20 protein-coding genes and 2 tRNA genes are annotated in these 20,168 nt (G+C 62.5%); 6 read left to right on the top strand and 16 right to left on the bottom strand.

The genetic code is table 11. The annotated features are described in order from the left end of the window. Positions 1-2 precede the first annotated feature (2 nt). From JXQ94_RS03770 to JXQ94_RS03755, 4 genes are read right to left on the bottom strand one after another with little or no spacing between them, the layout of a single operon-like run. Complete coding sequence (locus tag JXQ94_RS03770; RefSeq protein WP_421922473.1) at positions 3-572, bottom strand: DUF4040 domain-containing protein; 570 nt, start codon at positions 570-572, stop codon at positions 3-5. Then, on the bottom strand, positions 569-940 hold the full coding sequence (gene mnhG, locus JXQ94_RS03765; protein WP_295692921.1) for a monovalent cation/H(+) antiporter subunit G: 372 nt from the start codon (positions 938-940) through the stop codon (positions 569-571). The genes JXQ94_RS03770 and mnhG overlap by 4 nt, the downstream gene beginning before the upstream one ends. Continuing rightward, the gene (locus tag JXQ94_RS03760; protein ID WP_421922472.1) at positions 937-1,254 is read right to left on the bottom strand and encodes a monovalent cation/H+ antiporter complex subunit F; all 318 of its coding nucleotides are present in this window, start codon (positions 1,252-1,254) and stop codon (positions 937-939) included. Before JXQ94_RS03760 ends, mnhG begins: the two co-directional genes overlap by 4 nt. Beyond that, positions 1,254-1,760 carry a Na+/H+ antiporter subunit E gene (locus JXQ94_RS03755; protein ID WP_421922471.1) on the bottom strand — a complete coding sequence of 169 codons (507 nt, stop codon included), beginning with the start codon at positions 1,758-1,760 and terminating at the stop codon, positions 1,254-1,256. The genes JXQ94_RS03760 and JXQ94_RS03755 overlap by 1 nt, the downstream gene beginning before the upstream one ends. 172 nt (positions 1,761-1,932) lie before the next feature. Here JXQ94_RS03755 and JXQ94_RS03750 point away from each other — a divergent pair, with 172 nt between their 5' ends. Next, positions 1,933-2,277, top strand: coding sequence for a GIY-YIG nuclease family protein (locus JXQ94_RS03750; protein ID WP_421922470.1), 345 nt, complete (start codon positions 1,933-1,935; stop codon positions 2,275-2,277). A 394-nt stretch (positions 2,278-2,671) separates the two neighbouring features. Here JXQ94_RS03750 and JXQ94_RS03745 read toward each other — a convergent pair whose 3' ends face one another. Both JXQ94_RS03745 and JXQ94_RS03740 read right to left on the bottom strand, forming a co-directional pair. Further along, a complete protein-coding gene (locus JXQ94_RS03745) occupies positions 2,672-3,763 on the bottom strand; it encodes a DUF2336 domain-containing protein (protein ID WP_421922469.1) in 1,092 nt (363 codons plus the stop codon). Positions 3,764-3,842: 79 nt separating this feature from the next. Beyond that, complete coding sequence (locus JXQ94_RS03740) at positions 3,843-4,361, bottom strand: DoxX family protein (protein ID WP_421922468.1); 519 nt, start codon at positions 4,359-4,361, stop codon at positions 3,843-3,845. An 83-nt stretch (positions 4,362-4,444) separates the two neighbouring features. Between JXQ94_RS03740 and JXQ94_RS03735 the strand changes: the two genes are divergently transcribed. From JXQ94_RS03735 to JXQ94_RS03725, 3 genes are read left to right on the top strand one after another with little or no spacing between them, the layout of a single operon-like run. Beyond that, positions 4,445-5,725: an MFS transporter gene (locus tag JXQ94_RS03735; RefSeq protein ID WP_421922467.1), complete on the top strand. Its 1,281-nt coding sequence runs from the start codon at positions 4,445-4,447 to the stop codon at positions 5,723-5,725. Continuing rightward, on the top strand, positions 5,709-6,116 hold the full coding sequence (gene msrB / locus JXQ94_RS03730; RefSeq protein ID WP_421922466.1) for a peptide-methionine (R)-S-oxide reductase MsrB: 408 nt from the start codon (positions 5,709-5,711) through the stop codon (positions 6,114-6,116). Before JXQ94_RS03735 ends, msrB begins: the two co-directional genes overlap by 17 nt. 23 nt (positions 6,117-6,139) lie before the next feature. Then, complete coding sequence (locus tag JXQ94_RS03725) at positions 6,140-8,407, top strand: S9 family peptidase (protein ID WP_421922465.1); 2,268 nt, start codon at positions 6,140-6,142, stop codon at positions 8,405-8,407. A 140-nt stretch (positions 8,408-8,547) separates the two neighbouring features. Here the strand turns inward: JXQ94_RS03725 and JXQ94_RS03720 are convergent, their stop codons facing one another. The 10 genes from JXQ94_RS03720 to JXQ94_RS03675 form a co-directional block, all read right to left on the bottom strand. Further along, positions 8,548-9,165: an energy transducer TonB gene (locus tag JXQ94_RS03720; RefSeq protein ID WP_421922464.1), complete on the bottom strand. Its 618-nt coding sequence runs from the start codon at positions 9,163-9,165 to the stop codon at positions 8,548-8,550. Positions 9,166-9,413: 248 nt separating this feature from the next. Further along, positions 9,414-10,889, bottom strand: a complete 1,476-nt coding sequence (locus tag JXQ94_RS03715; protein WP_421922463.1) for a tetratricopeptide repeat protein — start codon at positions 10,887-10,889, stop codon at positions 9,414-9,416. A gap of 212 nt (positions 10,890-11,101) precedes the next feature. Further along, positions 11,102-12,625 (bottom strand): tetratricopeptide repeat protein, encoded by a 1,524-nt coding sequence (locus JXQ94_RS03710; protein ID WP_421922462.1) that lies wholly within the window; start codon positions 12,623-12,625, stop codon positions 11,102-11,104. A gap of 143 nt (positions 12,626-12,768) precedes the next feature. Continuing rightward, positions 12,769-13,389 carry an energy transducer TonB gene (locus tag JXQ94_RS03705; RefSeq protein ID WP_421922461.1) on the bottom strand — a complete coding sequence of 207 codons (621 nt, stop codon included), beginning with the start codon at positions 13,387-13,389 and terminating at the stop codon, positions 12,769-12,771. A gap of 14 nt (positions 13,390-13,403) precedes the next feature. Then, positions 13,404-13,805, bottom strand: a complete 402-nt coding sequence (locus tag JXQ94_RS03700) for an ExbD/TolR family protein (RefSeq protein WP_295696635.1) — start codon at positions 13,803-13,805, stop codon at positions 13,404-13,406. 2 nt (positions 13,806-13,807) lie between these two features. Next, complete coding sequence (locus JXQ94_RS03695) at positions 13,808-14,224, bottom strand: ExbD/TolR family protein (protein ID WP_295696637.1); 417 nt, start codon at positions 14,222-14,224, stop codon at positions 13,808-13,810. After that, positions 14,221-14,757, bottom strand: a complete 537-nt coding sequence (locus JXQ94_RS03690) for a MotA/TolQ/ExbB proton channel family protein (RefSeq protein WP_366523972.1) — start codon at positions 14,755-14,757, stop codon at positions 14,221-14,223. Before JXQ94_RS03690 ends, JXQ94_RS03695 begins: the two co-directional genes overlap by 4 nt. 14 nt (positions 14,758-14,771) lie before the next feature. Further along, positions 14,772-16,160 carry a MotA/TolQ/ExbB proton channel family protein gene (locus tag JXQ94_RS03685; RefSeq protein WP_421922460.1) on the bottom strand — a complete coding sequence of 463 codons (1,389 nt, stop codon included), beginning with the start codon at positions 16,158-16,160 and terminating at the stop codon, positions 14,772-14,774. 24 nt (positions 16,161-16,184) lie between these two features. Continuing rightward, entirely contained in the window at positions 16,185-16,967 is a 783-nt protein-coding gene (locus JXQ94_RS03680; RefSeq protein ID WP_295696645.1) for a DUF3450 domain-containing protein, read from the bottom strand. A gap of 831 nt (positions 16,968-17,798) precedes the next feature. Then, positions 17,799-17,873, bottom strand: a tRNA-Gln gene (locus JXQ94_RS03675). 214 nt (positions 17,874-18,087) lie between these two features. Here JXQ94_RS03675 and JXQ94_RS03670 point away from each other — a divergent pair. Both JXQ94_RS03670 and sppA read left to right on the top strand, forming a co-directional pair. Further along, a tRNA-Pro gene (locus JXQ94_RS03670) sits at positions 18,088-18,164 on the top strand. 184 nt (positions 18,165-18,348) lie between these two features. After that, the gene (gene sppA / locus JXQ94_RS03665) at positions 18,349-20,136 is read left to right on the top strand and encodes a signal peptide peptidase SppA (RefSeq protein ID WP_421922459.1); all 1,788 of its coding nucleotides are present in this window, start codon (positions 18,349-18,351) and stop codon (positions 20,134-20,136) included. Positions 20,137-20,168 lie beyond the last annotated feature (32 nt).

The raw sequence follows: 20,168 nt of genomic DNA, 5'->3' as shown, positions 1-20,168 counted from the left end.
GATCAATCCTCCTCCTCTTCACGGCGGCGCGCGCTGGTCCCGAAGCCCAGCAGCAACATCACGCCGAGCGCGGCAGAGAAGACCACCACGACCTCACCCAGGGTATCGAAGCCGCGATAGCTGGACAGGACGGCCGTGACCACATTCGGGATCGAGATGTCATGCGGCACCTGTTCGAGATACTCCCGTCCGACATAGGCATTGGCCGGGCTTTCCGGGTCGCCATAGACCGGCATGTCCGGGATGGCGAAAAAGAGCGCCGCACCGGCAGCCGCAACCACCACGAAGGCCGCCCAGTGGCGACCGACCCCGGCCGGCTCGCTCTCGCGTGCGGTGAGCAGCATTGCGCCGAGCATCAGCACGGTCGAGATGCCGGCACCGACAGCGGCTTCGGTGAAGGCCACATCAACCGCGTCGAGCGATACGAACCAGGCTGCGCAGAGCAGGGAATAGACCCCGGTCAGCATCACCACGGCGAACAGATTGCGCAGGCGGACAATCGCGAAACCGACCGCGAGCAACATCGCGATCAGCAGATAGTCCAGATACTGGGTCAGATCGGCGTGGTTCATTTCTGCCCCTCCGACGAGCCGGCATCGGCCGGGTGTTTCGGCTTGAAGTGCGACAGATCCGGCTTCTGCCCGGCCCGGTGCGCCGCATTGGCGATGGCATGGGTCGCGGTCGGACTGGTCAGGAAGAGAAGAAGGCCGACCAGGGCGAGCTTGGCGGCCGTCTGCCAGTCACCGGCCTGGGCCATCAGACCGACAATGATCAGCTCGGCGCCCAGAGTGTCGGTGACACCGGCTGCGTGCATGCGGGTGTAGAAGTCAGGCAGTCGCATCACGCCGATGGCGCCGGCAATCACGAAGACCAGGCCGACGGCCATGGCCCCGATCGAGAAGGCGTCGCGGGCGTGCTGGAAAATCTCGGCCGCACTCATTTCTCATACTCCCCGTCCAGGGCCTTGCGCAGGGACATCTGGGCCAGGGCGATTTCCAGCGAGCGATAGCGGAAGAATTTCAGGATCGCGATGGTCGCGACGAAATTGATCAGGGCATAGAGCAGCGCGATATCGATGGCGTCCTGGCGCCCGACGAGGGCGGCGAAGACAAGCAGGAAGAGCACGGTCTTGGTGCCGAAGGAATTGGCGGCCAGAACGCGGTCATACAGGGTCGGCCCGGCGAACAGGCGGGCCAGCATGATGGCCATCGCCACGGCCATGCCGATGGCAACGAGGAAAGTCAGGAAAGTCATCAGCTGGCTCCCGTCTTCTTGCCGTCGGAGGCGGTGTCGGAGCGTGCGCCCATCTCCGCGAATCCGGCCGGGTCGGTAAAGGAATTGTCCAGCGCGTGAACGAGGAAGCCGTCACCCTCGACATCCACGGTCACCGTGCCCGGTGTCAGCGTGATCGAATTGGCGAAGACGCAAAGGCCCAGCTCGGAGCGGTGCTCGGCAGAGACGCGCACCAGGCGAGGCTCGACTTCGATTTCCGGCTTCATGATCAGACGCAGCACCGCCAGATTGGCCTTGACGATCTCGCCGCCCAGCCAGCCCCAATAAGCAAAGAGCGGAACGGCGGGCCCGACCGGAACGGTCTCGCGATCGACGATCCGCATGCGGTAGGTCAGTGCCACCGTCACGATAATGCTGATAACGCCCAGACCCATGACGATGGGGTAATTCCCCGACAGGGTGAAGGGGCCGGACAAGGTGAGCCAGAGCGCCACCAGAATGGCGGTCAGGCTGATGCCATAGAACATGGAAACTCCCCGCGCGATAACGCTTGTGCCCCGGTAATTAGCTTCTCAGACGAGTCTTGACCAGATAAAGCGGCGGGGAAGATGCAGACGCATTTGCAGTAGGGTTTTTCTTGCCGGGCGTCACAAGGCGGCGTGACCGGTGTCACAGACCCGGCCCGGACCACGCATCACTATGACGCGACGAAAGGCCAAGCTGGCGGAGGCCACATTGGCGAAGCATCCGTGCGTCTACATTCTGGCCAGTCAACGTAACGGCACCCTCTATATCGGGGTGACCGGGAATATCGCCTTGCGCGTCATGATGCATCGCGAAGGCAAAGGCTCTGCCTTCACGCGGAAATACGGGGTCACGAAGCTGGTTTGGTACGAGTTTCATCAGGATTTCGGCTTCGCGATTGAACGCGAGAAGCGACTGAAGGTATGGCGGCGGCAATGGAAATTGGCGCTCATCGAACAGACAAGTCCTGATTGGGACGATCTCTACGAAACCATCCAGATGTGGGCCCCGACGGACTGAAGCCTTTGTCCAACCGTCATCCTGACGATCGAGCAAAGCCGGGACATGTCCCGTTTTTCACGCGTGCCGTCTCACCCCGCGCGCGCGGCGCCACGGCTCCAGCGGTCGATAGGGAGCCGGTGCGCGTGCTTGATGCCGCTGGAAGCTGGCCCGGCTAAACCGGAAAAAGCGATACGTGTCCCCGTCAATTAATGGGCCGGGCGGGTGAGGTAGGCGCCGATCACCAGGTCCTCGCCCTTGATGGGCGAGGTGGATCGTCGCGTCAGCGGCGAGACGGAGTGGGTGAACGGCGGTCGGTGGCTAAACGCTGCGCGTGTCACCCCTTCCGACCCGGCGCGATGCGCCGCGCCACGCCACCTTCCCCATCAAGGGGAAGGCCCCCGCAAAGCTGCCCCTATTTCCCGCCCTTGTCTTCCATCGACAGGTTCCAGTAGCGCAGCACTGTCTGGGCTTTTTCCACCGAGAGGCTGTCATAGACCTTGCGGGCCTGCTCGACCGGCTCGCTGGTCGGCGAGCGACCGAGGCCACGCCAGAAATTCTCGAAACTGGGCCATTTCAGGCCCGTCGCCTTGCACAGGACCGCCACCGGCTCGCCCGCCATGTCGTCGACCATCTGCAGGACCAGCCGACGGTCGACATTGGCGAGGGTCGAGATTTCGGTGATGATTTCCGGCAGTGCGCCGTCCATCGCCATGGCTTCCAGCGTGCCTTCCAGGGAGCCATAGGGGCTCAATTCGGCGGCTTCCCGATTGCGCTGACGGCGATCGATATAGCGCAGGATGCGCGTCACCATCGGGTCAGACCACGCGTCCGCAGCCGCCATCGGGAAAATGTCCTCGGACGCGTCGATCAAAATGGTCCGGTCTACCGCGAAGCGTTCGAGTATCTGGTAGCGGTCGATATGCTCACAGGCCCAGAACAGGCGGAAAGCCTGGGTCGGACGCATTTCCTCGCGGCGGATCAGAAGCTGTGCCAGACCGGTCTCCTCCGCGGCCATCCCGACCAGATGGTCGACCGTCGGCATGGCCAGGACTGAGGTCTTGTTGCGCAGCAGGCGCTCGATCACCGGGAGCTCCCCGCCGGCAGCCAGTGCGGCAGAGACGGTCGCGGAGAGGTTTTCGCGCTTGGCCAGGGTCAGGCGGTGCTGCAGCTTGCCGACCCGCGACACCTCCATCATGTCGAAATCCGACAGCGCCTGGCACTCTTCAAGGATGGGCTCGGCCACCTCGTATTCATCACAGGCGAGTGTGCGCAGCAGCCGGTGCGGCGCATCGGACAGGACTGCGAGTCGTTTTGCACAGCGCTTGCGAAGATCGATATCGCTGGCCCGGATCACATCATAGAGCAGATCACCCACGATCCAGCGCTCACGCGGGGTGATGCGGCTGGACGGCAAGCCGACAATGTCCGCCAGCCGCTTGGCCAGGATGGCACGGGTGCGCGGCGTGACGGGCTCGCTGAGCTCAAAGGGTTCGGCATTCGCCATGTTGGGGCCTGTCAGATCCGGTCTGACCCGCAGGATGAGGCCTTCACGTTAATGAAACGTAGGACGAAAGCCTTGCATGTCAGGCTTTGCCGATGACCGGCAGCTTGTCCTTGTCCATCCAGACCAGCACGGCCGACAGCGCGCCGAACACCACTGCCATGCCGAACAACATGGGCGAGTAGACATAGCCACCGCCATCAGCAAAGGCGACCGGTGCATTGATGCCGAGCCAGGGTGTCAGGTGGAAGACGATCGCGCCACCGATCACACCGAGCGAGAGCAGTGCGCCAAACCCCTCAAACCTTTTCAGGAAGACGCCGACTGCGAGCAGTATGGCCGCCAGTATTTCCAGCACGCCGGTCAGCAGGCGCACCTGCGGCTCGAAGAATTCAATGCCCGACTCAGCGGCGAGATGGCTGAAGATCGGATTGGCGTCGCCGAATTTCTGGATTCCCATGAAAATCATGAAGGCGGCGAGGAGCAGGCCGAGGCCGGGTTTGACGAATTTCATGATCGACGACTCGCTTCTGAAAAGGACTGATTTGCTTAAAGCGAACATGTTGCTAGACAAGGCGCAATACAAATCACGCCGGTTCACGAAACCGATGCCCTCCTGTCCGCAAGAGACCTGGTCACACCTTGCCCGTATTTCGCCCCCTCGCTGGCAATCGCAAGCTCCGCATGCCGCCATTCGGCGCCTATCTGGTACTCGTCGCCGGCTGGTTCTTCGGCTTCGGCCTGCAGACCACCCTCTTTCCCGGCGTCATCACCTTCACGCTGCAGGAAAGCCCGGAGCGGCTGGGCCTGGCCCAGGCGGCACTGACGGCGCCGATGATGCTGCTCCTGCCCTTCGCCGGCGTGCTGGCCGAGCGCAAGGACCGGCGCGGTATCGTCTTCTATTTCTACATCTTCGCCGGTCTCTCGGCGGGCGCGCTGGGCCTGATGCTGATGACCGGCCATCTGACCTATTGGGTCATGGTCGGCTTCGCGCTGCTGATCGGCGTGGCTGGCGGTTTCGTCATGCCGGCGCGCGACAGTGCGATCAATCCGGTAGTCCGCATCTCGGCCCGGACCCGACATGGCGGGATCGAGTTGCAGCGCGCCGTGGTGATGGCCTCGGCGGTCCAGTTCGGCGCCCAGATCGCGGGCATGGCGGTGGGATATTTCGCGGCCTATACCGGGCCCGGCGCCCTCTTTCTGATGCAGGCAGCGGGATTGTGCATTGGCGGCATCTCGGCGGCCTTCCTGCCGCGCCTCGGTTCCAAGCGCGACACATCCACCGCCCATCCGATGGCCGACCTCGCCGATGGCGTGAAGGCGGTCTTCACCTCGCCCGTCCTGATGCCGATGACGCTGATCATGATCGCTCTGGGCATTCTTGTGGTCGGCGGGGCCTTCCTGGTCCTGATCCCGCTGATCATCCGCGAGAGCTATGGCGGCGGATTTCCCGAGATTGCCAGCCTGATGGTCGCCTTCTGGGTCGGCGCGCTGGTCGCCAATGTCGCCCTGGTGAAATTCGGCCATATCGAGAAGCCGGGACGCGCTCTCATCCTGGCCCAGGCCGTCACCGTCCTGGCCACCGGCGCCTTCTATTTCCACCTGCCCTTCTGGTCGCTCTACCTGTTGGTCTTCGGCTGGGGTCTGGGCGCCGGCGTGGCCATCTCGCTGTCGCGCTCCGTCGTCCAGGAACAGGCCCCACCGGACAAGCTGGCCCGGGTCATGTCGGTCTATCAGCTCGGCCTGTTCGGCGGCATGCCGGCGGGCGCGGTTCTGATGGGAATCGTGGTCGGACAGCTGGGACCGAACCTGTCCGCGCTGATTCCGATGGTCGGGCTTGGCCTCGTCCTGGTAGCCATCTGCCTGACAACCCCCATATTGTCTGTGAGACGCGGGTCGGCGCATACGCTCACCGGCCCGGACCGCAAAGCCGAGCCGGAGCGCCAAGATGCCGAAACTGAGTGATGCCGAAATCGAGGCCCTGAAGGCCAAGCTTGACCCGCACACCTATGCCATCGCCTTCGAGGAAGGCACGGAACACGCCTTCACCCACCCCTTCAACGCGGAAAAGCGCGCCGGTACCTATCACTGCAAGGTGTGCGACGTGCCGCTGTTCGCTGCCAGCACCAAGTATGACAGCGGATCCGGCTGGCCCTCCTTCTGGGAGCCGCTCGCCGGTGACACTGTCGAGAGCAAGACCGATTACAAGCTGCGCCTGCCCCGCACCGAGATCCATTGCGCCAATTGCGGGGCCCATCTCGGCCATGTTTTTCCGGACGGCCCGCAGCCGACCGGCCAGCGCTATTGCACCAATGGCGGCGCGCTGGACTTCCATCCCGAGGACGGCGAGAACTAGCCTGCACACATGAGGGAATAAACATGCGTTATTTGCCGCTTGCCAGGCGAATGGGGGTGGGACTTGCCGGTCTCGCACTCGTCGCCTGCAGCCAGGAGACTGACATGACGTCCGACAATCCGGCCGCCACCCCCACCGTCGACACCCACGGCGCACTGATCACGCGGGCCCAGGGCCTGGAAGCGCCGCGCGCCGAGCAGCGTCCGGTCACCATCGAACAGGTCGGCTTCACCCGGATCGACGAATATCAGTGGATCAAGGACGAGAACTGGCAGCAGGTCATGCGCGAGCCGGACGTCCTGGACAGCGATGTCCGCGAGCTGCTGGACGCGGAGAACGCCTATCTCGACGCCGTCATGGCACCGACCGAGGCGCTGCAGGAGCGAATCTTCCAGGAGATCCGTGGTCGCATCAAGGAAGACGACAGCTCGGTGCCCGAGCGCGATGGCGACTATGCCTATTTCACGCGCTATCGCGAGGGCGGCCAGTATCCGGTCTTCTCGCGTCGTGCGGTCGACCCGGAAACCGGCGACCTGGTCGGCGAGGAGGAAATCCTCGTTGATGGCGACGCCGAGGCGGCCGATTTCGACTATCTCGACTTTTCCACCATGGAGCACTCCCCGGACCATCGCTATGTCGCCTTCGGGGTCGATGTGCGCGGTTCCGAGTATTACGAGATCCGGGTCAAGGACGTGGCCTCCGGTGCCATCGTCGCAACCCTGACCGATGAGAGCTCCGGTGATTTCACCTGGGCCAATGACAGCGCTACGCTGTACTGGGTCTGGCGCGACGATAATGGCCGTTCCAAGCGCGTCTATCGCCAGCCCGCCAATGGCGGTGCGTCCGAGCTGATCTATGAAGAGCCCGATGACGGCTATTTCGTCTCGGTCGGCCTGAGCGACAATAATAATCACATCGTCATCAATGCCGGCGGGCATACCTCGAACGAGATCCGCCTTCTCGACGCCAATGACCCGACCGCCGACCCGGTGCTGATCGCGGCCCGCGAGGATGATGTCGAATACTATCTCACCGAGGCCAGCGACCGTTTCTACTTCCGGACAAATCTGGACGGGGCCGTCGACTACAAGATCGTCTCGGCTCCACTCGACAATCCGGGGCGCGAAAACTGGGAGGACTTTGTCCCTCATCGTCCGGGCACGCTGATCAATGGCGTCATCGGCTTTGCCGACTGGCAGGTTCGCGTCGAGCGCGAGAACGCCCTGCCGCGCATTGTCGTGCACGAGTATGCCACTGGCGAAGAGTATAATATCGACTTCGACGAGGAGGCCTATTCACTGGGCGCCTCGGCCGGTTACGAGTTCGCGACCGATGTGCTGCGCTTCTCCTATGAGAGCCCGTCCACGCCGGAAGAAACGTATGACTACAATCTGCGCAGCCAGGACCGCACCCTGCTGAAGCGTCAGGAAGTGCCATCCGGTCACAATCCGGAAGATTATGTCGTTCGCCGCATCATGGCCGAGGCCCATGACGGAGCGCAGATCCCGGTCACCATCCTTCACCACCGCGATACGCCGATTGATGGCAGCGCGCCGCTGATGCTGTATGGCTATGGCTCCTACGGCATCACCATCCCGGCCTCCTTCCGCGTCACCCCGCTCTCGCTGGTGGATCGCGGCATGGTCTATGCTACCGCCCATATCCGTGGCGGCATGGCCAATGGCTATCAGTGGTATCTGGACGGCAAGCTGGAAAACAAGATCAACACCTTCCGTGACTTTGTGTCCTCGGGGGAGGCCCTGGCAGAGCTCGGCTACACCTCGCGCGGCCAGATTGTTGCCTATGGCGGTTCAGCCGGCGGCCTGCTCGTCGGTGCGGCGATCAACCTCCAGCCCGACCTGTTTGCCGGCGCCATTGCGGCGGTTCCCTTCGTCGACGTGATCAACACCATGTCGGACCCGGAACTGCCCCTGACCCCGCCGGAATGGCCGGAATGGGGCAATCCGATCGAGAGCGCGGAAGATTATCAGACGATGATCGAGTACTCGCCCTACGACCAGATCCAGGACATGGCCTATCCCCACGTCCTCGCCACGGGGGGGCTCACCGATCCGCGCGTCACCTATTGGGAGCCGACCAAATACGTCGCACGCCTGCGGGATCGCCGGACCGATGACGGCCTCACCCTGCTGAAGATGAATATGGGGGCCGGCCATGGCGGCGCCTCGGGCCGCTTTGACAGCCTGCGCGAGACCGCCCTCAACTGGGCCTTCGCCCTGATGACGGTCGGCCTGGCTGACAGTGAAGTGGAAGCCATCGCGGCGGAGTAGTCGCTGCGTTTGAGTCGAATACAAAGGCCCGGATCGATTGATCCGGGCCTTTTTCTTGCCGCGCCTACGCGGGGCGTCCATCAGGGATGACAAGGCATGGCGTGAGAGGCGGCACACCTGTGCCGCCTCACTCCTGCACCCTAGCCGTTGAGTTGGTAGTCGAGCCTCGTTGTGGCGCCGCGGAAGAGAATGGGTTCGCCATCCTGGACCTGCGGATTGTAGCGCCAGCGGCTGACCGCATTCAGCGTGGCCTGCTCGAAGGCCCGGCTGTCACAGGCGACCGGGCGGATATTGGTCGTCGTGCCCTGCGGCGTGATATCGAACATCACCGTGCAGCTGCCCGAATTGCCGCGCGAAGCTTCAACGGCCGGGAAAACCGGCTGGATGCGGACAATCGGAACCGGGTTGCGGTTTACCTGTACCAGGCCCTCATTATTGCTCAACTCGGGCGGATCAACCGGCGGCAATCCGTAGGTCACCCCGTCGCCAGGATTGGCAGGCGCACTCCTATCCACCGGCAGACGCTGGACCGGCGGCGGCGGCTCAACTGGCGGGATCGCTGTAATGTCGATCCGCGGGTCCGGGTCGATCGGATCCACCTCGACATTGATCGCATAGGCCGGTCGCTCGGTCGCGACGACCGGTTCAACCGGCCCCACATCAATCATCTCCCGCATCATCAGGAAAAGACCGACGGTGATTGCTGCCGCGACCGGCAGCACGATCGGTGTACGTAAATTCTGGACTATGGCTGTCATTGAACAAGCCTCCCCACGGGCGAGTTCTGCATGGCCTCACAGAGGAATGCCCCGAAATCCGGCCAGGGGCCCGGCACCGTTCACCGGCGCCGGGTTGGCCGGTGCGACCCGCCTCACAACACGAGGACGGGCCGCACAATCAGCCTGGCCCCCGGGCCGGGGCCAAAGCGCGGCGCAATCGCGGTCAAATGGGGCGATTGCGGGGAATTGTACGGGCGCCCGGACGTCATGCGCGTTCAGATCCGTTGTCAGGTCCGCTCGGACTCGGGCAGGCGGTGGCCATGGGTGTCGAACCAGGGCTCGCACATGTCCGGCAGATCGAGCACGCGCTGCCCCTCGCTGTCATACTCATCCTCGGACACGACCACCTGAAGCCGGGCACGCTGAATGGCGAGTTCGCAGCTCTCAATGGTGATGATCCGTTCAAGCTCCGCGCCCTGCCGGATGATCCGCCGTTTCGAGCTGAGGAATTGCAGCCAGCCCTGGGCACCGGCGCGGGAGTATTCCCAGTCCAGGGCTCGCAGGAAGGCCTGTTCAGCCGCATTGAACGCATCCATCTCCACGCGGACATTGCCAAGATAGGTCCAGGTATCCCCGGGTCGCGACAGGCCACCGCGATTGATGGCCTGGACGAAGACGGCCTCGGCTTCGCGGAGATTGCCGGCCTGGAAGAGCGCCTCGCCATAGGTTTCATAGTCAGGTCCGGCTCCCGATGTGGTGGCGACCCGCTCCAGAACGGGCAATGCCCGCTCCCATTCGCGGGCATGACGCCAGAGATTGGCCAGCAATTGCATATTGGCTGTCCCCGCCTCGACCCGGCCGGCATTGATCTCGCGCTCGAGCATGACGGCGCCGCCATAGGGGTAGTCGTAATAGGAATAGTATTGCGCCAGCCGGACCAGCTCCTGGCTCGAATTGAGCATCCCGTTCAGATACATGATTCGATTGACCTCGAACGCGTCGGTCTCGCGACCGACCTGCGCCAACAAGGAGGCATAGCTGGTCCAGTTTGCTTTCTCTGCCGGCCAGCGCGTCACCATCTGCTCCATCAGGCCCAGCTGTTCGGGCGTCCGCTCGAGCTGCTGGTAGAAATAGAGCAGGAGGGAAAACTGCTCGCGTGAGGCGCCACCCTCGGTCTCGGCCATGGTGAAGGCCGAGCGGGCATAGGGCAGGCCACCGGTGTGGTCGTCGAGCCGGCCATGGGCCTGGGCCAGACGCATGGCGAGGTCGACCGTCAACGGAATTCCGCGATCAATGGCGGCTTCGATGAGATTGATACCGGCGCGAAAATCCTCGGCCGCCATCAGCAATTGCCCGGTATTGACCCGCAGCGCATTGGCATCCTCATCGGGCAGGACGGCGAGCGCGATGACCGAGCGCCAATCGCCGATCGCGGCGTCGAGCCGCTCCAGTTCATAGCGGGCTCGTCCGCGCTGGCGCAGCAGGACGGCGCGCTCATAGGGCGTCAATGCACGCTCTTCGATCAAGCGCGTATACCCGGCCTCGACCTCGAGCCAGGCGCCATTTTCTTCCATCTCCAACAATTCCAGCAATCGTTCACCGAGCGCGGGCGAGAGTGTCTGCTCGGCCCGTTCCCGGTCTTGCGCCGCCCGGGCGGGTGCGACGGTGGCCAAGCCGGCAACAAGCGCAATGCTGACCGCCAGCGCGGCAATGGCCACAAAGTGATGACCGGCGCCACGTGCCGGATGCGTAATCCTGTCCATGATCATCTCCCCAAAACATGACGCGAACTCCCCAGCCCGGCATTACCGTCATGTAATGAAAGCTTCGGCGGCCATGGCGGCGGGATTGTGGCGATTTGGGGTTGTCTTTGGGGCAAAGCCGACCGGGGCGGGTGACGCGGTCCCCGCCCTGACGAAAAACGCCCCGGCTGAACCAGCCGGGGCGTTGATCATGTGTCGTTCGAACGCGGCAATCAGCCGGCGTCAGACGCTTCGTCTGCGGCATCAGCCTCGGCAACGGAACTGCGCTCTTCACCGTACTGGTTGTACAGGTCGTCACAGCGATCCGGCACATCGACGATGATGCGACCATTATCATCGACATCACCCAGCAGGATGGCTGTTTCCATCAGGTCACCGACCGAGAAACGGCACTCGTCCTGACGGACGCGCTCGCGGATCTCGATCCGCTCACGGGCAGCCCGCTGACGGTTGGTGATGAAGGTCGCCCAGCCATTCGCCGTGGACCGCGAATACGGATAACGCGCGCCTTCACGGAAGGCAGCGATCGCCGATTCTTCGCGACCGAGCTCGGCCCGCACATTGCCCAGCAGCGTCCACGCATCACCCGGACGATCAAGACCGCCCCGGTTCAGCGCTTCGGTGAAGGCATCTTCGGCATCATCGAGTTCACGACGCTGCCACAGCGCTTCGGCCAGTTTGAGATAATCATCCCCGTCACCGGTCAGCTGAGCCAGCTGACGCAGGACCGGAATGGCCCGCTCCCACTCACGCGCCTGGCGCCACATATTGGCCAGGAGGTTGAGGTTATTGCGGGTCCGCTCGACGACGCCGGCATTGAGCTCGCGCTCAAGCACGACAGCACCGCGATAGGGATACTCATAGTAGGAATAATACTGGGCCAGCGCCACGATCTCACGGCTCTCGGTGAACATGCCGTTGATATACATGATCTTGTTGGCTTCAAACGCATCCTGCTCGCGGCCGGTCTGGGCCAGGAGAGAGGCGTAGGAGCGCCAGTTATTCTTCTCGGTCGGCCAGCGCTGCACCATTTCTTCAATGATACGGAACTGGTCCGGAACGCGCTCGAGCTGCTGGTAGTAGAACAGCATCAGCGAGTAATCACCGCGCACGCGATCGGCACGCGGATGTTCCGCCCAGAAACGCTCCGCCCACGGCAGACCTTCACGATAGCGCTCGGCCTGGGCATAGGCCTGGGCCAGCATCTTTATGACGCGGACATTGAGGACGTCCTCACCGGCCTGGGCCACGGCCTGTTCCAGTGCCGAAATGCCCCGGGCATAATCACCCTCGGCGATATAGAGCTGGCCGATATTGATGCGCAGATCGGTCGTTTCGTTCGGCAGCATGCCGCCGGATGCAATCGCGGCTTCCCAGTCACGGATCGCCGGCATGACCTGGTCGGTCTCATAGTAGGACCGCCCCCGCATTTGCAGCGCAATCGAGCGCTCATACGGGTTGATCGCGGCATTGCCGAGCGCACGGTTCAGCGTGACGATCGAATCAGCGAACAGCTCGGCGGCCTGCTGGGTCTGGGCTTCAAGAACGATCTGACCAATCGCAGCGGAGAAAACCCGCTCCGCCTGGTTCTGCTCGGACTCGGCCTCGTCATTATTATTGCGACGGCGCTGTGCGTCGGCATCCGACATCATTACCCCGGCCATGGACACGGCGAGGGCAAGTGATGCGACGCCGCGCATGAGGCCCTTGGTATCGAAACCGTAAAAACGGGTCATCGATGGCTCCTTCATACCAACCCAACTCCCCGGGTCGGCTTTTCAAAAACTCGCGGGATACGGATCCTGGTGATCCTGGCTGTATCCCGTCCGGCCGGTGTGGCGCGGCGGACCGACGGCCCGCCGCACACGGATCACACGGATCAGTCGTCGCCAAACACGAAGTCGAAGCGCGTTTCCACACCCGTACGCGAGACGGGAATACCGTTCTCGACTTTCGGGTTATAGCGCCAGCGCTCGACGGCCCGGATTGACTCACGCTCGAAGAATGAGCTGTCGCACCGGAAGATGTCGATATTGGTCGGCGTGCCGTCAGGAGTCACGTCGAAGCGAACCCAACAACTCCCTTCGATCCCACGTTCCTGGGCGCGAAGCGGATATTGCGGCTGGATCCGGACCAATGGCTGAGCATCGCGGTCAGAGACCGAAAAGTTCACATTGTTGGAGTCCAGGCGCGGGGCCTCGAAGTCCGGAATCGCACCCATGACGGTGGCGAGACCTTCGGACGGCTGCTCCGCACGCTGCCGCTCGATCTGAGGCGGCGGGGGCGGCGGGTCGACCTGTTGCACGTCATCGATCGTGGTGTCGCGGCGACGGGCTTCCACCTCTGCCACTTCATCATTAATCGAGAACTGACGATCCTCGACACTCTCCTCCTGAATGACCTCGTCAACCGAGATCAGGCGCTGCATCAGCACGAAGAGAAAGACTGTGATGATCGCCGCAACCGGAACGCCGATAACGAGACGAATGAAATTACCCATTTTCTTTCCTCTCGCTACTGCAACGTCGAAATCTTCACTTCAACGTCCATCTCCGACAGGAGCTCCTGGACGTCGAGGATCAGACCGATATTGGCACCTTCATCACCCTGGATCATGGCACGACCCTTGGGATTCTCTTGCAGCAACTGCTCGATGATCCCGCGGAGTTCGTTCATCTCATAGACCCGACGATTGACCCATACCTCGTTCTCGGCCGTCACGGCCACGAGCATGGAGGGGTTCTCGTCATCTTCGGTCACGGCGTCGGGACGGACAGTGTCCACACCCGGCTCCTTGATGAAGACGGAGGTCACGATGAAGAAGATCAGGAGGATGAAGACGACGTCCAGCATGGGCGTCATGTTCAGCTCGACATCTTCCTCATCGGTATTCACGCGGCTTGCACGTCTCGCCATGTCTACCTCCCCGATTCGTCGGTCTGACGCTGGATCGAAACCGGCACGCCATTGGCACCCATTTCATCCCAGATCTGAACGATGATGCCGTGCTCGGCTTCGTCGTAGACCTCAAGAAGAACTGCGGAATTCGGCTCTTCCGCCCGGAAGCGGTTTACGGCTGAAAGCACGCGGTCCACATCGGTCCGGACCTGGTTGACGAAGATCTCATTGTCATCATCAACCTGGATGACGATCGGCGGCGCAGCATCAGGCGGCGTCTCCGAATCGTTATCGGGTGGCGGACGCATGTCGATGCCTTCTTCCGAAAGGAAGGTGGCAGTGACGATGAAGAAGATCAGAAGAATGAACACGATGTCGAGCATCGGCGTCATGTTCACTTCGGCCTGATCGTCCTTGTGTTGCTGGCGACGTCTCATGACACGGCTCCTTCACCGATCTCGAGCTCGTCCGCCAGCTTCGACACGCGACGCTTGGCGAGGAGTTCGATCTGGGTGGCGAAGATGAGACCCGAAAGGGACGCAACCATGCCAGCCATGGTGGGAATCGTAGCCCGCGAGACACCGGCCGACATGGCCTGGGCATCAGACGAACCTGAGATTGCCATGACGTCGAAAACCGAGACCATGCCGGTCACTGTTCCCAACAGTCCGAAGAGCGGCGCGACAGCGACGAGGGTTTTCACCAGCTCGACATTCTGATCGCAACGCGATTTGACCTCCGAGATGAGTTGGTCGCGGATGGCGTGGGCATACCAGCTATTCCGGTCTGCCCGCGCATTCCACTCCCTCTTCGCCGACTTCGCCATGGCGTCATGCGCCATGTAGAAGTAGGCGAAGCGCTCGAGGATAAAGGCCCACATCACAAAAGTTGTTGCCATGATGACAACCAGGACGGGGCCCCCGCGCTCGAGGAACTCCTGAAGGCCGGTTTGTACGGCCTGGAAATCCATAACGCTTCCTCCGGTTAGCCTTGTGCGCGTTCTTCAGCGTGGCGAGCAATCATGCCGGCCGCCTGCTCTTCGAGCACCTGCTGAACGCCGCGCGCGAAGCTTTGCGCGAAGCTGTGGATGAACAGAAGCGGGATGGCCGCAACCAGACCCAGAACCGTGGTCATCAGGGCTTCGGAGATACCACCAGCCATGATGCGCGGGTCACCCGTACCGAACAGGGTGATCTGGGTGAAGGTCTTGATCATACCGGTCACGGTACCCAGAAGACCCAGCAGCGGTGCAATACCGGCAGCCAGCTTCAGGAAGTTGAGACCGAATTCGAGCTTCGGAGTCTCTTGCAGGATGGCTTCATCCAGCTTGAGTTCCATCGTCTCGACGTCTTTGTCCTTGGCCGCTTCGTAAGCCATCATGACACGACCCAGCGGGTTGCCCTTGGAACCGGAAGACTTGCGCTTCTGGCCCGAGACAGCCGCCTGCGTCATCAGCAGGGAAACCATGCGGAAGATACCGAAGATGGCGGAGATGAAGAGCAGGCCAATGATGACCCGGCCAACAGCACCACCTTGTTCGATACGCTCTTCGAGGTCCGGGACGTCCTTGTAGATGTCCAGGAGCGGGCCACGGGACGGGTCAACAACACCCATCACGACTTCGCCCGGATTCGCATTGAACAGCGTCGAGGCGGCACCGACCATATTGCCCGGCGGTTGCACGCTCATATCGGTCAGGCTGTAGGCGCCCGTGTTTTCATTCTCACCCCAGAGGGCGAAACGCTGGTTGTTGTTGTAGTTCGTGAACGCCAGGAACGGGCCGACGCGGGTGATCGGAACCGCGGAACCGTCGCCAATGCCGGTGACCCGGCCATTGAAGGTGACGACCTGCTGCTGCTGGATCATCTCTTCGATGACACGGCGCGGAATGAAATCGAGTTCCGCACGGGTCGGCAGGGTCCGGCTGTTGGACAGGGTTTCCAGCGCGTCAGCGCGGCCCGGGAACTGGGCCGAAATCAGCGACTGGTTGACGATGGCGGCGAACTCGCCAGCGGCCTGGCGGGCAGCACCGAACAGCTCACCGAACGCACCCTGGCGCTGGCGAAGCTCGGCATCGAGCTCGTCGATACGGACCTGGTTGGCTTCGAACTCGGCCGACAGGTTTGTCGCCTGACGCTCGAGCGCAGCCAGTTCGTTGCGGGCCGTGTTGAGCTGGGCCTGCTGCTGGTTGGTCGATTGCTGGAACTCACGCAGGCGAGCGGCATTTTCAGCGCTGGCCTCGCGGGCGTCGGAACGCACGCGATTGAGGAGTTCGTTCAGGGAACCGGCCGGCTCGGTCTGAGCCGCGACACCGGCGGAAAGGGCCACGCCAAGTGAAACGGCAGCGGCGAGCATCTTCATTGTGGTTTTCATAACTTAACTCTCCGTTCCAAGCCGTTACTGGGCGACCGTCGGGCCAGGCAGCGGGGCCAGGAAGACTTCTGGCGTCGTCACTTCCTGAGCGATGCGGATGGCGCGGGTCACATTGGCTTCGTAGCTACCCGGAAGGGCTTCCCAGTCGCTCGATCCGTTGTGGAGGATCGTCATGCTGCTGTCGGGATATTTCCGGATCATGGCAACACGGCCGATCTGCAGCACGGTCACCTGAACCGGAATGCCCTCTTCGAGGACTTCTTCGTCGTAGGAGACAACGCCGCGACCGTAGGAGGCCTCGATGTCGTAAGCATTGAGGATGACGCGATAGCGTTCAGCCGGAGAGATGCTCGGATCGTCGATCAACTCGTAAAGACGTTCGATGCGGGCCAGACGGCCAGCTTCGCCTTCAAGACGGAAGGGCAGGTCGAGCGCCACGAACTCCTCGAGGAGCACAACCATTTCGCGCATCATCGGCGCGAGATCGCGCTCGATGTTGTCAACGCGACCGATCTGCTGCTCGAGCGAGGCAATCTCGTTCTCCTGCGAACGGAGGAAGACCTGCTGCTGCTCGACAAAGAGGCGCTGCGACTCGATCTGCTCGAGCAGCGCGCGAAATTCCAGTTCAATGTCGGTCCGCTGGTCATCCAGCTGCTCGATGCGCGACTGGGTCTGAGCCCCGTTCTGCGTATCACCCCGCGCGACTTCGAGCGTTTGGTTCAGCTGCGCTACGGCGGCCCCCCCAAAGGCGCCCGCCGCCACTGTCGCCATAAGCGACGCGCGAACCAAATTCTTCAAGTTCACCATTTCTCGCCTCACAATGGTCAATGCGGGTTTGTCCCGAAAGACTCCCCGCCCCAAAAAAACTTCGATGCTGAGCCAGCAACAACCTGCTGGCCTGGCCCCCTACCCTTGGTTCAAGCGGCCTAACCAAGCCGCCGATACAGCGACTTAGCGTCCCAAGTCTGCATGAGTGGTTACCGCAACTGCAGTCCACCCGGTCCGCGATGGTTGTCCCATCATCTCGTAGGCGCAGGCGCGCCGCTTGAAAATCGCAGGAACGCTAACACCTGCGTTACACTACGATCAATACATCTTTGTGGCCGGAATGCGGCTCGAACTGTGCACAATAAGGCGAGATTCGCCTCTCAGGATCACCCGTGCACTGCAGTTCGCGTAAGGATAGCATCGGCTGCCGCATAAAGTTGCGTACGCAAACCCGATGGCGGCACAAACTCAGCCATGGCCCTGCGCACTCACAATTCGGTGAAGAGCGCGTCAGAACGCGCCTCGCTTGGCTCCGGCTAGCGAGTCGTTATTCCCGACTTCGCAAATCCACCCCATGACCGCCCGGAATCTCGGCCGTCGCCCAGTCGTGCAGGCAAGGGCGGTCGAGCTTGGCCATGCTTCTCGTCACCCAACACCAGGGGCCGTCGCGCCATCCTCCGTTTGGGCGACACGGTGCGCGCCCGATCATCAGCGCCCCGACCATCGAGCAGAGCACGGCCCGGCGGCCCGGTGTTGCGAGACCCACATCAGACACCAGACGGCCGAACACGCGCCAGGCCGGACATGTCAGCCTCAGCGACGCGAGCAAGCCCTGAAACTATGCGTCCGGGTCAGTGATGATGAAAAAAATGGCTGGGGCGCCAGGATTCGAACCTGGGAATGCCGATACCAAAAACCGGTGCCTTACCACTTGGCGACGCCCCAACCGTGGCCGTCAGTGACGACGGTTCGGCGTAATTACATAACCGCCGGGAGGGATGCAACGGCCCAATGCGGTTGGCTTCAGTACAAATGACAGAATTTGCAGTTCCACGCGCCGATCCCGACGGCTCCGGCCTGATACTGCACGCGACCAACCCACGCTGTCTTTGCCGCGTTGCGCGCCGGAAAAGAGTTGGCTATAAGCCGCGCCTCGGTTCGGAGTATAGCTCAGCCTGGTAGAGCACCGTCTTCGGGAGGCGGGGGTCGCAAGTTCGAATCTTGCTACTCCGACCATTCACTTTCCCGCCTCGTCGACAGCCCTTTGATCGCCCTTCCGGACGACACGCGCCTTGCGCGGGACAGTCTGACTGCGCATCCCTCGACCCGATAGCCGCAAGACCCTACATAATGGGGAAAACAGGACCGCATCTTGCAGGGCCTGCCACTCATCATGAAAGCGCGGGGCGAAAGGGCTCTTATGAAACAGTTCTGGATTACTTTCTTCGGGTCGATTGTCGGCGTGATCGTCGGTTCCGTCCTGACCGTCATTCTTGGCATCTTCCTGATCGGTGGCCTGATCGGCATGGCCGTCGAAGGCGCTCGCACCGAGACCGCCCTGCCACAGACAGCGATGGTGCTGGAGCTGGACCTGCGCAATGGCCGACTGGACAGCCCGTCGCGTTCGCCCTTCGGTTTCGCCGAACCGCTCTCCGTGGTCGATGTCGTGCGCACACTGGAACAGGCCGAGAGCGACACCCGCGTCGCCGGTATTTTCATCCGGGCCAATGAGTTCGGAATGTCGCCGGGCGTGGCCGAGGAATTGCGCGGTGCCATTGCCGAATTCCGCAATGCCGGCAAATTTGTCGTCACCCATGCCCAGGGCTTTGAAGGCACCAGCGTGACCGGTTATTTCGCGGTTTCCGGATCCGATGAGATCTGGTTGCAGGACACGGCGAGTTTCACCCCCGCCGGTCTCGCCTCTGAGGTCATGTTCCTGGGCGGGCTGTTCGAGCGCTTCGGCGCCGTGCCGCAATTCGAGCAGTTCCACGAATTCAAGAACGCCGCCAACACCTATACCCAGAGCGGCTTCACCGAGGCGCACCGCGAGGCGACCCTGTCCTATATGGGCTCGATCTACGACACCGCCGTGGCCCGCATCGCCAGCGACCGCGATGTCAGCGAAGACGCGCTCCGCGGTATTTTCGAAGACGCGCCGCACACGGCAGAGGAGGCCCAGACCTTCGGCCTGATCGACCGTCTCGGCCATGTCATCGAAGCGCGCGAAGCCACCCTCGCCCGGGCCGGCGGCCAGGGCAGCTTCATCAATATTGAGCGCTATGCCGAGCAGGCTGCGCCAGCCTGGAATAATGGCCCGATCATCGCCCTGATCGAAGGCCAGGGCGCCATTGTGACCGGCGATGCCCCTGTCGGCGCTTTTGGCGGCGAGGAACAGATTGGCGGCGACTTCATGTCCGAGAACATTCTCGCTGCCGCCGATGATCCGTCGGTGCGCGCCATTGTCATCCGGGTCGATTCGCCCGGCGGCTCGGCGATTGCCTCCGACCAGGTCTGGCATGCGGTGAACCGGGCCCGTGAGGCCGGCAAACCGGTCATCGTCTCTATGGCCTCCATGGCCGCCTCCGGTGGCTATTATCTCGCCGCACCGGCCGATTATGTGCTGGCCCACGAGACCACGCTGACCGGCTCCATCGGTGTCCTGGGCGGCAAGATCGTGCTGGACGGGACGTTCGACAGGGTCGGCCTGAACGCCGAGACGGTCTCGGTCGGCGGCGAATACGCCACCGCTTTCTCTGCGTCCGAAGAGTGGAGTGAGAGCCAGCGTGCCGCCTATCGCAGCCAGATGGCCGACATCTATGACGACTTCACCCAGCGTGTGGCCGATGGCCGCGACCTGCCACTGGAGCGCGTTCTGGAGATTGCCCGCGGTCGTGTCTGGACGGGCGCCCAGGCGCTGGATCTGGGCCTGGTCGACGAGATTGGCGGCCTGCGCGATGCCGTCGATGCGGCCCGCCAGTTCGCCGGCATCGATCCGGACCAGGCTATCCGCCTGCGCCGCTTCCCGACCCAGCAGACGCCGCTGGAAGCCTTCCAGCAGATGTTTGGTGTCTCGGCCGACACGGCCCAGACTGCGGCCCGGCTCAACGCCCTGATGGAGTTGCCGGAAGTCCGCGCGGCCCTCGAAGCCCGTGCGGCGGCTGATCAGCCTGGCATCCAGATGCGCTCGAATGCGTCCCTGCCAAACTGATCATTGATCCCGGCCAAACAGAGAAGGGCCCG

Origin of the sequence: Maricaulis maris (genome assembly GCF_049116555.1) — a bacterium.
In the GTDB taxonomy this organism is placed as follows: domain Bacteria; phylum Pseudomonadota; class Alphaproteobacteria; order Caulobacterales; family Maricaulaceae; genus Maricaulis; species Maricaulis maris_C.
The sequence above is the reverse complement of the archived record's forward strand: the minus strand, read 5'-3'. Positions and strand labels throughout refer to the sequence as shown.